This window comes from Methanoculleus sp. UBA303 (assembly GCA_002501655.1).
In the GTDB taxonomy this organism is placed as follows: domain Archaea; phylum Halobacteriota; class Methanomicrobia; order Methanomicrobiales; family Methanoculleaceae; genus Methanoculleus.
The window spans coordinates 85,541-98,385 of sequence record DANY01000028.1; the positions used below are offsets into that span (position 1 = coordinate 85,541).

Annotated in this window: 7 protein-coding genes; 5 read left to right on the forward strand and 2 right to left on the reverse strand. The window is 61.2% G+C overall.

Annotated features, from left to right (window positions below; translation table 11 throughout):
* Window positions 1–137: 137 nt before the first annotated feature.
* A complete protein-coding gene (locus BP846_RS06360; protein WP_292393551.1) occupies window positions 138–956 on the reverse strand; it encodes a nitroreductase in 819 nt (272 codons plus the stop codon).
* A 444-nt stretch (window positions 957–1,400) separates the two neighbouring features.
* Window positions 1,401–7,064: an Ig-like domain-containing protein gene (locus BP846_RS06365; RefSeq protein WP_292393553.1), complete on the reverse strand. Its 5,664-nt coding sequence runs from the start codon at window positions 7,062–7,064 to the stop codon at window positions 1,401–1,403.
* Between the two features lie 659 nt (window positions 7,065–7,723).
* On the opposite strand from BP846_RS06365, the gene BP846_RS06370 reads away from it, so the two are divergent.
* The 5 genes from BP846_RS06370 (at window position 7,724) to BP846_RS06390 (ending at window position 12,845) form a co-directional block, all read left to right on the forward strand.
* Window positions 7,724–8,719 carry an AAA family ATPase gene (locus tag BP846_RS06370; RefSeq protein WP_292393556.1) on the forward strand — a complete coding sequence of 332 codons (996 nt, stop codon included), beginning with the start codon at window positions 7,724–7,726 and terminating at the stop codon, window positions 8,717–8,719.
* Between the two features lie 2 nt (window positions 8,720–8,721).
* Window positions 8,722–9,603 (forward strand): DUF58 domain-containing protein, encoded by an 882-nt coding sequence (locus BP846_RS06375; protein ID WP_292393558.1) that lies wholly within the window; start codon window positions 8,722–8,724, stop codon window positions 9,601–9,603.
* Window positions 9,604–10,551, forward strand: coding sequence for a vWA domain-containing protein (locus BP846_RS06380; protein WP_292393559.1), 948 nt, complete (start codon window positions 9,604–9,606; stop codon window positions 10,549–10,551). It begins immediately after the preceding gene.
* Window positions 10,548–12,002, forward strand: coding sequence for a hypothetical protein (locus tag BP846_RS06385; RefSeq protein WP_292393561.1), 1,455 nt, complete (start codon window positions 10,548–10,550; stop codon window positions 12,000–12,002). Before BP846_RS06380 ends, BP846_RS06385 begins: the two co-directional genes overlap by 4 nt.
* A gap of 138 nt (window positions 12,003–12,140) precedes the next feature.
* Window positions 12,141–12,845 (forward strand): ABC transporter substrate-binding protein, encoded by a 705-nt coding sequence (locus tag BP846_RS06390; protein ID WP_292393563.1) that lies wholly within the window; start codon window positions 12,141–12,143, stop codon window positions 12,843–12,845.

Below are 12,845 nucleotides of genomic sequence, written 5' to 3' on the forward strand. Positions count from 1 at the left end.
GAGAATGTGTAAAATCTTAGCTGTGTAGTATAAGGCCGTTCCTAAATCGGGCCAATTTAACCGAATTTGGTTAACATTTTTCGGTCATTGTTAAATGTACCGCATACGATTGCCCAAAAAAGATTGGGCCCGGTGGATCACGAGATGCTCACCGTGTAGCCGCTGGACCCGGTGCCCTCGACCCGGTTGGTCCAGGAGATCCCCTGACCCTGGTTCGAGTGCAGGCACCACGCATTGGCATCGAAGGCGCCGAACCCGGTGAAGTTGCCGATCTTGTAATCGACCTGCGCCATGCCGTTACCTTCGAGGGTGCTGTTGAGTCCGAGCACGCCCACGTTCAGGTCGATGAACATGATCTGGAAGGTGTTCTCCGTGTCAGCCATATTCTGGCCGTAGAAGATCGGGTAATTCGAGACGTTGCATGGTTTATAGATCTGCGGGCCGTAGACGAAGTCACCCTGCCAGAAAGTCTCCTGCAGTGCCCCTGCCTGGTAAGCGTGTGAGGTCGGCTCCTCGGTGGTTGCTTCCCACTGATAGCCGCTTGCGTTGATTTCGATCGAGAAGTCGCTGCTCAGGGTGGCGTTGGTCGCGAACATCAGGATGATATCATCGTCGTAGCCCCGACCACCCGTGTCGGACACGTAGAACGTCCCGGTGGCTAAGGTTGAGTTGGTTACCTGTCCGTTGGGGACACCTGTGTCCGTCGTGATGTGGAGGGCGTTGAGGCCGCCGCCGTCGAACTTCATGTAGTAGGTGTTGTTCGGACCGCCATACTCAGTGCTGTCGAGGTTGTACTTCACCCCGGCGTCGTTTGCCACCGAGGCAAAACTGTGCCAGTGCGGCAATACGGTCAACGCCGATACGGGTATCACGCAGAGCACCATCATCACGACGAGACCTGTAGCGATCAGGCGCGAGGCTCTCCTCGCGGAACGTGTTATTTCTACTGCTTTCATTCTTTCACCTCTAGTTCCTGCCGCAAACTCGGGGTTTGCGACTTTCTAAGATCCGTTGATTACCTCTTGCGGATAATCAACCACATGCTCATAACCGCTATCTCATTAAAAACATTCTTATTTTGTAGTTAAGTCAATGACTTGATGTTAACAATTCCGTCTCATGTCGTCGGAGCGAACAGCCCGCAGCCTCCTGTACTTCTTCCGTAGTCTCCTCAAAACTCATCGCACCTGTAGGAGTTGCGCTTCGTTGACTCAATTTTGCTTGTGATATAGGGCTAAGGCGTGAGTCTGACTTCTGCTGGCTGTTCCTTCGGGAGAGACAGGGTGTACGTGAAGTGACGGATATTATCCCCAAATGTCTGGTGTAGGGGGGTTGGCTGCCCCCCTCCATGGCATCCGGTATTGTTCCCCGGCATCGTACCGGGGAGTAAAAAGAGGTGTTCAGGTCCTCCTCACGAAGAGGAGGAACCCGAATGCCAGGATCGCCGCCCAGACCGGGAGCGGGGACGCCTGCGGCGTGGGGGTGCTTCCGGCTGCCTGGGCCGCTGCCGTCGCGGCCGGCGTCGCCGTTGCCGTGGGCTGCAGCGTCGCTTCGCCGGTCGCGCCGGTAACCTCTCCGGTCACCGCGATGGCAAAGAGGCCGAACCCGTTGGCGGCGGCGGAGAAGACGGCGTTGCCGTTCTCCTCGCCGAGCGCCTCGACCGGGACCGCCTGCCACGCGCCGTCGGCGTAGCGGAACAGGGTCACCTGCTCTGCCGTCCGGCCCTGCTCCGCGAGCCATTTGCTCGGGACGGCGAACCGGAGCTGAACGGCGGCGAGGTCGTCTTCAGCCGCCTTGTAGAGGGTCGCCTGGACGTACTGGTAGAGGGTGCCTGCCGGCGGTTCGGCAGCCCGCGGGAGCGAGCCCGTCGCCACGGTCACCATGACGTCCTTGACTGCGTTGTTCGTCGTCACGGTGATTGCCGAGACCGCCGTCGTCCGCATCGGGAGGGTGGCGCTCTCGCCGGCCTTGAGGTTGCTTGCCGCCCCGACCGCTGTCGAGGAGCCGCTGCTGCTGCTCCCGGAGGAGGTCTGCGGCACTGCCGAGACCGCGGCCAGCCCGAAGACCGAGAGGCCGTTCGGGGATGCGGCCTCAAAGACCAGGTTGCCGCTGGCGTCGGTGTCGACGAGCCTCGTCGCGAGCACTTCCCTGGTGCCGTCCTCGGCGAACCGGATGATCTGGATCGTATCCGCGCCGCCGTGGGCGTCGACCCAGGCGGGGCTGACCGCCATCTGGATGGTGGCGCCGGCGATGTCCCGGTCGTTCGTCAGGTTCGTCTTCACGATATTCATCGTGAAGGCGACCGCGTCCACGTTCAGGCCGGCGCCGCCGGCGGCGAGCTGGAAGGCCGTCATGGCCTCGGCCGTGATGTTCTGGTTGAGGGTGGTCGTGATGCTCGCCCCTGCCGGCAGGCCGGTGAGGTTGGCCCGGATGCTGCCCGAGACGGTGCCGGGCAGGGGGAGGTCGGCAACGAGGGGATCGGTCTCCAGGACCATGCCGTCATAGGTGGCGTTGACCCGCCCGTCCGCCGTGACGGCGAGGTCGGACGTCGCCTGGACGGTCAGGGTGAAGCCGTTGCCCGGCAGGGTGATGCGGCTACCATTGATGCTGGCGGCGCTCGCGTTGACGGAGATGGAGTGTCCGCTGCCGGTGTCGGTAAAGGTGCAGTTGGGGATGGCGAAGGAGGTTGTCTCCGTCTTCTTTGTCGCGGGGACCACGGTGACGACCGCAGACGCCGTACACCCGTCGCACGCGGCGGTGACCGTCACGCTACCGGGGGAGAGCGCTTCAAAGCGGCCGGTGGTGGCGTTCACGACACCGAAGGTCGTGTTGCTGCTCGACCACACCGGCACGGCGTGGGACATCGTCTCCCCACGCTGGTCGAAGACCTCCGCGGTGAAGTCCACGCTCTCGGCGACCTCCAGGGTCGCGGCGGTCGGGGAGACGGTCACGGCCGTCGGGGTGAGGACGAGATAGTTGTCGATCGGGGAGACGAGGGGGTAGCTGTCGGTGATTTTTGTCCCGGTATAGGGGGTGTCACCGATACCGTCGCCGTCGGCGTCCTCGCCGGTGTAGTCGCTGTAATGATTCCCGATAATCCCCGTATAGGTATTGTTATTGTACACATACGTGACAGGGGCGACAGAGTTCAGAGTCGTGGTAGACTTCGCATAAATGAGTTTCCCGGCCGTTCCGGAGATTTCATTCTGATAAAATGGGTCTGAAGACAGTGAGTCACAGGCATATATGGTATCGGTTGTACCACCAGATATCTTATTGTTGCAGAATTTACATCCGGTTAAGGAGGATAGGTACATCACATACTTGCCATTGCCTATGAAGGTATTATTAACGACGATTATATTCTGGCAACTAGACCCACCATATGGGTAGCACCTTGCAGAGGTCTCGATTATGGTATTATTCTCTACAATACTGTCTGATACAGAGAGCATAGATAACATGCCCCGGATATCATTGTCTTTAACTATATTCCTTTTCGATCCCGAGATAATGGTCCCAAAAGCAGATTCATCACTGTTATTAACGATCAGGTTGTCAGACGAGGTGAACACTCGTATGCCATAACTACCTCCTGTGTTAATCACGGTATTGTTGGCGATAGTGCAGTTTGACGATCCCGATTGTAAGTAAAGCACCGCGTTGTGTTTATTATAACCATCGACGACACAATGATCAATAACGCAGTCCCTAAACCCACTGTTCACATTAACAAGGTTGTTGACGGTCAATCCTTCGAGAGAAACGTTATCCGCGTTAATATTGACCGCTGCCGGAATAATTACGCCGCTCGCTCCGTTCTCCGAACGTATCGTGACTGCTTTGTCAATGGTGAGAGCCCCGGTGTAGGTCCCATTTTTCACAACAATGACGTCTCCATCCTGTGCGAACTCCAGGGCTTCCGTGATTGTTTTAAACCCTGTCGCACCGGTCTCGTCCACAGAGAACAGATGCGAGTTCTCTGCAGACGCGTAGACGACTGCATCGATCGTTGTCGTTTTATCTCCGAGTTGTGCGGTAATCTGTGTCCTTCCCGCCCCTTTTACCGAGAAATTGCCGTATTCGTCCACGACACCCACACTTTCGTTCGAACTCGTCCAGACATAGTTCAGGATATATTTCGTATCTGAAAGAACGGCCCCGGAGTCATCGTATGCATGGATGGGGATCGAAATCGGTGCTGAATCAGTGTCCCATGCCTGAATCATTTCAGAAATGTTGATCTTGCTGACATGAGGCCGGATCGCAGCCTCGATCTTCGTTACCTGGTTGAGAGATCTGCTCGTCACCGCACAGCCGCTGCCATGCAGTTTGAGCGGCCAGTAGATACTTATGTCAGGGATCTCTTCGCCGTTTAAGATATACGCGACAACAAACGTCTCGTCCCCGACCAGTTCATCACTGGTTACAACGGAGCAGTTGTCTTCCCCGAACTGACTGCTGGTAACAAAGATCCTGTACAGGTCGTTGGCCAGCACCTGGTTCAACGTCGCCGGATCGGTGTCGTCGACGAGCCCGATCAGAACCGAGAGGTCTACCCCTTCCCATACGTTTCCTTTATTGTCGGTATACGTTGCAGGATGCGCCTTTGCAAGATCGATGAATTCGGTTCTGTTTAACGTCTGGTTGAATGCGCCGATCAGATCGAGCGTCCAGTCGGGCCGGTCGGAAATGGTCACCGGAGCCGTACCCGAGACGGTCCCGTTGGTTGCGGAAATTGTGGCGTTGCCCGCTCCGATGAGGCTTACGAACCCGGTTGCATTGACCGTGCAGACCGTTTCATTCGTACTGTTCCAGGTGTACGCATCGACAGGGTAGACATCTCCGAACTGATCGTACCCGGTCGCAGTCAGTCTGTACGTTCTGGTATCGTCGGTATAGAGGTAAAGGCTGGACGGACTCAGTCCGATAGTGTCAAGGACGATAGACACCGCCGGCACAACGGTAACATGGACCGAATCAGATGCGCCGCCCGTGCAGGTCACGTTGATTTCCGTCTCGCCAAGTGCTTTTGGGGTAAAGAAGCCGTTTTGATCGATCGTGCCGACCGTGGTGTTCGAACTCGTCCAGGAGAGCACCGCTCCGTCGACCACCTTGTCGTAGGCATCGTATGCCGTTGCAGTGAAGGTCTTTTTGCCGTTTATCGGCAGTTCAATGTCTGAAGATGAGATATTCACCCGTGCAGGGGGTTCGAGGGGCACACCTAACACATACCATCCGCTGATATCCGAGTCACTGGTCAGGCAGTTTGTCCATGAAGTGACGTTAGTCGGTTTAGTTGCAAGGACATCGGGGTGCTGGGCATACCCATACACGTTGAAAGAGGCTGAGGTATTCAGATTCTGGAACTCATACTGGACTTTCAGAGGATACTCGGAAAGTATGCCGCCGTTCAGGTCGATGAACATCATGCTAAACTGGTTCGAGGTGTCGCCGACATTCTGACCTAAGTAGAGCGGATACTTTGTCTTTACTGCCGGGCGCCAGGTCTGGGGACCATAGATCAGGTCGTCCTTGGTAAACCACTCGTCCAGCGTTGTTGCATTATAGGTGATGGCATCGGATGGAGGTGCGGTGTGAGGCGTCGTACTCGGGGTCCACTGGCAACCTTCGGCCACGAGGTGCAGGCGGAATTCGTCGGGGATGGTGCCGTTTACCGCAACACACAGGTAAATATCGTCCTGATAGCCCCGGCCGCCGGTCGTGGTGACGTAGAACGTCCCCGACTGATCGCTGGTGGTCGTTGCCTCGCCGAACGCAGTACCCCTGCCGTTGGAGATATGCAGGGAGTTCAGACCGCCGCCGGTCCAGAGAATGTGGAACGTATTATTCCCGAAAACGTTGAAAAGGACGCCGGCGTCATTTGCAACCGTGAGAAAGACGTCATCGGTTGCGGTGATGACTCCGCCCGTCGAGGAGAGACCGGTCGAAGCTCCGGTGAACGCGACCGCGAGCGGAGTTTCCCCGCTGCTGACGTTTGCCGTGAAGTCTGCGGTGGGCGGCTCCGGGAGCGGCTGGCCTATGACGGCGTACCCGGACGCGTCGGCGGCGCTCAGGCTGTTGGTCCAGCGGATACCCTGATCCTGGTTCGAGGAGACCGTGTAGGCGTATGCATCGAAGGCCGCAAACGTCGGCAGGTTTTCAAAGGCATACTCGACCTTGATCGCCCCGTTGTCGGTGACGGACTGGCCCGAGAAACTCGGCTGGCTGAGCGTGTTCGCGCCGAGGATGCCCGCGTTCAGGTCGATGAACAGGATCGAGAAGGTGTTCTCGGTATCCGTCATGTCCTGCCCGTCGAAGATCGGGTAGTTCGTCGCCGCGCAGGGTCTCCAGATCTGCGGCCCGTAGAGGAAGTCGTCTTTGGTGAACGTCTCGTTCAGGACTTCGGGAACGTAGGTGACATCATCGAACGCTGGCTTGGTGTCCGTGAGCACCGGCGTCCACTGGTAGCCGCTCGCCTTGACGGTGACCCGGAAGTTATCAGGAATCGTGCCGTTGACGGCGAGCATCAGGATGCCGTTGTCGTCGCAGCCGCGGTCGCCGGTATCGGTGATGTAGAAGACGCCCGACTGGTCGTTACTGAACGTGACCTGGCCCGAAGATTCAGCCGGACTGGTCGTAATGTGAAGAGCGTTTATGCCCTGGGTCAGGCCGAAGAAGTGGTAGGTGTTGTTGCCGTAGTCGTTGAACCGGGCGGTCCCGTCGTTCGAGATCTGCAGCAGCACGTTGCTGTTCGACGGTATCACCGTGGTGGCGCCGAGGTTGGTGGTGTCCGCAGCGATGTCGACAGACTCCGGCAACGGTTCGGTTGCTGCCGGTGTTACACCGGCCGCTTCGGTCGGAGTCTGTTCCGGTGTGGTGGTGCTCGCCGGACCGGCGCTCAGGGGTAGTTCCAGCGGAACCCCGGCGGTCGGTTCGGTTGCGTTCAACGTTAGATCGGTCCCCAGCGCCACCGCCGGTACGGCGATGATCGCGAGGATCAGCAGGACGACGGCCATCCGTCCCTGCGATATTTTGCTTCGATTGCGGTTATCTTCTCTCATACGACTCCTCCTTCCGATGCACGGATGCTCGAATAAGCCTCTATGGAACCGGCACCCGGGGTGCCCGCATTTGCATAGATGTCACCAGGAGAATGAAATAATTCTGATCGGAGAAGTATAAGCCTGTTTTCAATATCGGCCAGTTTAAATATGTTAGTTTAACAATGTCGGAAACTCGGGTAAGTTAATCAGAGATGCCTCATAACCCCCGGTGGACGTGCAGCGAATCCGGGCGTGAGCGGGACCCCGGCCCGGGCGTGCGGATGGGATCTTTCCCGGCCGCCCTTGCGGGCGCGGGGGTGCTCCCGTCGCCGCGAGGATCGCCCTGTCGACCGGCTGCAGGCCGATGGGGGCGATCCCGAACCGCCGAAGAGGGGATGGGTGCTCGCAGACGTCTCATCAATCATGGTCGCCGGAAACCGGCTCATCCCCGCTCCGCTCATGCTTATTCCTGCACTGCGTCCGGCAGGCATCGCCGCTCGCGAACCCGTGCGCTCCACCGGACCGGCGAGGCGCCGGGAAGAACCGTCCGCCCCGGAAAATACGTTGCGTGGGCCTTTCTCGCGTCCATGTGGTGTTATTAACCGCATCCGATTAACCCATCCCCAACTGGCAAGCGTCATATAGCATCTTAACCCACCTCTTTTCCAGGAATCAGCATGGCAGGCACGGATACAGAGATTTCAGCGCTCAATCGCCAGGCACGGGAGCATGCAGCCGCTCTCGATGAGGTTCGTTCCAGCATGGGGACAGTAATCGTCGGACAGCAGGCGGTTGTCGATCAGGTGCTCACGGCGGTGCTCGCCGGCGGGCACGCCCTCCTCGAAGGCGTTCCCGGGATAGCAAAGACGCTCACGATCAGCACCCTCGCGCACTGCCTCGACTGCACATTCGCCCGCCTCCAGTTCACCCCCGACCTCCTCCCCGCCGATATCACCGGGACCCGGATCTACGACCGGCACAGCGCCGCCTTCCGGACGATCCAGGGGCCGATCTTCCACCAGATCATCCTTGCCGATGAGGTCAACCGTGCCCCCCCGAAGGTGCAGTCCGCCCTCCTCGAGGCGATGCAGGAGCGGCAGGTCACCATCCAGGGCGAGACATACCCGCTGCCGCGCCCGTTCTTCGTCCTCGCCACCCAGAACCCGCTCGAATCGGAGGGCACCTACCCGCTCCCCGAGGCGCAGCTCGACCGGTTTATGCTCAAGATCCAGATGGACTACCCGAGCCTCGACGAGGAGGTCGCCATCCTTGACCGGTTCACGGCGGACCAGCCCGACCCTCCGGCGCCGGTGCTTGATGCCGCCAATGTAGCCTCTCTTCAGTCGTTTGTGCGGTCGGTATACGTCGATCCGGGCGTGAAACGCTATGCTGCGCAGCTGGTCGACGCCACCCGGCACCCGGCAGCCTATGGTCTCGATCTTGGGCCCATGATCGCTTTCGGGGCCTCTCCCCGCGCATCGCTCGCCCTCCTCCTCTGCGGCAAGGCGCATGCGGTGCTCGCCGGGCGAGGCTATGTTGCCCCCGACGACATCCGGGCCCTGGCCCCCGCTGTCCTCAGGCACCGGGTCCTCCTCACCTTCGAGGCGGAGGCAGACGATATCTTCCCGGAAGAGGTTGTTCGTGAGATCCTGGCGGTCGTGGAGGTGCCCTGACGGTGAGCGACGCCGGGGCAGACCTGATCGGGCAGATCCGGCGGATCGAGCTTAAGACCGCCGCTCTCGCCGACGGCTCCTGTGCCGGACCCAACCGGTCGCTGCTCAGGGGGAGCGGGATGGCGCTTGCAAACCTCCGGGAGTACCTCCCCGGCGACGACGCCCGGGCGATCGACTGGAAGGCCTCAGCGCGCCTGGACCGGCTCGTCGTCAGGGAGTACGAGGAAGAGCGGAACCAGACCTACTACCTCGTCCTGGACCGGTCGGGGTCCGCGGCGTTCGGGTCGTCGATCAGCAAGGACCGCCGGATACTCGAGGTGGCCGCCAGCCTGATCTTTGCCGCCCACCGGCAGAACGGGCGAGTGGGCCTCTGCATCGTCACCGATAGCGTCGAGCGGTTCATCCCGGCCCGGCCGGGCAGAAGCCAGGTCATCAGGCTCGTGCAGGCCCTTGTTTCGCACCGACCTTCGGGGACGGGCACCGACCTCTCCGCCGCGTTTCGGTTCCTCTGCACGAGGGTCAGGCGCAGGTGCTCGGTCATCGTCCTCTCCGATTTCGAAGATCCAGGTTTTGCCCGGGATCTCGCACACCTGCGGCGGCGGCACGAGACCACCGCCATCCGGGTGACCGATCCCGCAGAGGACTCTCTCCCGGACGTGGGGCCGGTGATCCTCGAAGACCCCGAGACCGGCGAGCAGGTGCTCGTGGACACCTCGGATCCCGCCTTCCGGAGAGCCTATGCCGACGCCGTGGTCGTTGAGGACCGCCGTATCGGAGGGTCCCTGCGCTCATGCCGGGTGCCGGAAGTCCGGGTCTCCACCGAAGAGCCCTATGATCTCCCCCTGCGCCGCCTCTACGCGCACCCGCGCTACCGGGGTGGGTAGATGGCCGGGTTTGCAGAACCTCTCTGGCTCATCGGCCTCGCGGGCATCCCGGTCCTCTGCCTCCTCTACCGGCGCGCCGTCAAGGAGCGGTCGTATGCCGCGCTCACCTTCTCCCGGGTCGCGGTTGCCGCGCAGGCACAGGGTCCGGACCGCCTGCGGCGCCCACATACCCTCTTCGCCCTTGTCCTCATCGCCCTCGCCCTCATCCTGGTGGGCCTTGCCGACCCGCACATCCCGCTCGAAGGGACGGACGAGGGTGTCAGCGTAGTGCTGGTGCTCGATACCTCCGGGAGCATGCAGGCGACCGACTACCGCCCGACCCGCCTGGAGGCCGCAAAAGCCGCCGCGGAGATCCTGCTCTCCCGGCTCAACCCCGACGACTACGCGGGGGTCGTCGTATTCGAGTCCGGCGCAACGAGTGCCGCCTACCTCTCTCCCGACCGGGACCGTGTGATCGAGAGACTCCATGGCGTCCGGGGACGGGACGGGCAGACGGCTCTCGGCGACGGGCTGGCCCTCGGCGTCGATATGGCCGATTCCATCCCCAACCGGCACCGGGTGGTGATCCTCCTCTCCGACGGCGCAGGAAACGCCGGCACCTTCTCGCCGGCAGAGGCCGCCGGCTACGCCCGTGAGCGGAACGTGCCGGTCTACACCGTGGGCATCGGCTCCCCGGAGCCGGTGGTGGCGGGGTATGACCCGGCGGGTGCGCCAGAGTATGCCGTGCTCGACGAAGAGACACTCCGGGCGATCGCCCGCACAACCGGAGGGAAATACTACGCGGCCGTCGACGAAGGGACGCTTGCAGCGATCTATGCCGGGCTGACCGACGAGATCCCGCGCGAGCCGAAGGATACGAGCATCAGTGTGGTCTTCTTCGCCGGGGCGCTCACTGTTCTCCTTCTGGAGATGTATATCCGCTACGGCCGGGGGAGGATCCTGCCGTGAGGCGGTTCCTCCTCCTGATCCTCCTGGTCGCTTTTGGGTGCGTGGCAACCGTTGCGGCCGGGGGCATCACCCTCTCGACCGGGCAGTCCGACTACACCGTCCAGGTCGGGGAAGAGGTTACAATCCCGATAGCCGTCGAGAACCGACTCGGGGGCGATATCACGGGGGTGCTCACCCAGAGTGTGCGGTTTGTGCCGGAGGGCGGCGATCCGGCCACCCGGACCCAGTCCCGGCCGCTCACGCTCTTCTGGGATACGCGGGAGGTAGCCGTCAGTGCCGGGACGGCGGCGGAGCCCGGAACCTTCTTCTTTGAGATTGCGTTCGAGTACGGGGACGGGCCGCGCACCCGCGTCGCTCTCCCGGAGATCCGGGTCCACGTCGTCCAATCTCCAACGGAGCAGACGGACCAGCCGAACCGGCAGGTGAGCTCCGTCTCGTCGGTCTCGACCTCCTCCGGGCCCGGCGGACCGCAGCAGGGAGCGTCTGCATCGTCACCCGGAAAACTGCCCAGCCAGATGCCGCAGGACATGGGCTCGCTCCAGGACCAGGCGGCACGGGAGCATGACCGCATGCAGGCCCTGCGGTCGGCACTGCTCGCCGGGCTTGAGGAGGACCCGGTTGTTCGGGAGATCCACGCCATCCTCACATCGCACGGTTACGCCAGGGCGGCGACGACCATCGATCCCACCGGTGAGGACACCGGAACGTTTGTTTTCGGTTACCGGGGAGGATCCGGGGAGACGATACGCGTCGGCGGTCTGGTGGCGAACGGCACTGCAGCGTATGCGGCGTACGCCACCGACCGGTCGCTTGTTGTGCCTGCCGCCCTGCCGGCGAACGAGACCTACCGCCGATTTGCCGGCGACCTTGCGGACGATGGTTTCTTCCCGGTATCGGCGGCGGTGAACGCGACAGTTGGCGCCACGTTCGTCAGCGTGGGGTTTGCCGACAGCCAGAACCGGACGGCGAGGATCATCGCAACCCTCGCCGGGGGGGAGGTGCAGGCGGTAGATATCGAAGAGCCGCCGGACCTCTTTCCTCTCGCCGGTGCGGGCGCACTCTGCATCGTCCTCTTAATCGCCTACCTCGTCCGGCGGGGAGCGCCAAAAACCCTGGAGCCGCCAGTCTCCCTGGTCCCCGGCGACCCCCGCGGTGAAGCCCTCCGTCTCCTCGATGATGCGCGCCGGGAGTTTGACCGTGGCGACCGGAAGGAAGCGTATGGAACGGCCGGCAGGGCGTTGCGGTCGTACGTGTCGTCCGCGTACGGGACCGGCGCGGAACTTGCGGACGGAGATGTTCTGCGCCTGCTCGAGGAGAGCGGCCGTGAGACCGTGGTAGCAACTTCAATCCTTGGGCAGTGTGCGGCCGTCTCTTATGCCGGATCCCTGCCCCTGGATGAAGGATTCCGGGCTGTCATCCAGGAGATTGAGGCCTTTATCCGGCAGAATTAATTCAGCAGCACCCCTGGAGGGGGTTAATCAGATGTCATTATTTGAGAGCGGGTTAACAAAACCAGGTTGGTACTGGTCCGTTTTCAGCACCTTTTTCATCTTCATTTTCCCAGTCTATTCAATAAAAAAAGGCGTATCATGACCATACTTCTTGCTCTTGACGATACTGACAGCCTGGAATCACGGGGGACGGGCCGCCTGGCCCGTGCGGTCGCCGACGCGATCGCAAAACACTATCCCATATGGGGTGTCACCCGGCACCAGCTCTATGTCCACCCATCGATACCATACACGTCCCACAACAGCTGCGCCGTCATTCACATTGATGCCGACGGCGGTGAGCCGCTCAATACCGCTCTCTCCATAGCCGAGAAGACGATGCTCGACGACTTCGTGGAGGGGAGCGATCCGGGCCTTGCCGGAGCGACCCTCGACCAGGTGGCCCCGGCCGTGATAGCGTTCGGCCGCGATGCCCAGCAGATGGTGCTCACCCAGGAACGCGCCCGGACGCTGGCGGCGAACCTCGGCATATGGCTGAAAGGCCTCGGCGGCACACAAGACGGCGTGATCGGCGCGATGGCCGGCCTCGGGCTTGCAGCGACACGGAACGACGGCAGGTTCCTCCAGAAAGGCACCATACGCAGCCTCACCGGCCCGACACCGGCGGAGCTCCTCCTCGGCGCAGGGGTCGACGAGATCATGACGCTTGACGGTCGGAGGGTTACCGAAGGGACCATCATACTCAAAGAGGGCAAAGCCGCCAAAGCCTGCCCAATCAACGGCAGGGTGGTCCTCTTCGTGGACGAGCAGGATGGGAAACTCGTCGCGGTAAAAAGGAACTGA

Coding starts and splice junctions, on each gene's coding strand:
- BP846_RS06360 (WP_292393551.1), bottom strand. CDS start 956: ATGAAAGCAGTAGAAATAACACGTTCCGCGAGGAGAGCCTCGCGCCTG.
- BP846_RS06365 (WP_292393553.1), bottom strand. CDS start 7,064: ATGAGAGAAGATAACCGCAATCGAAGCAAAATATCGCAGGGACGGATG.
- BP846_RS06370 (WP_292393556.1), top strand. CDS start 7,724: ATGGCAGGCACGGATACAGAGATTTCAGCGCTCAATCGCCAGGCACGG.
- BP846_RS06380 (WP_292393559.1), top strand. CDS start 9,604: ATGGCCGGGTTTGCAGAACCTCTCTGGCTCATCGGCCTCGCGGGCATC.
- BP846_RS06390 (WP_292393563.1), top strand. CDS start 12,141: ATGACCATACTTCTTGCTCTTGACGATACTGACAGCCTGGAATCACGG.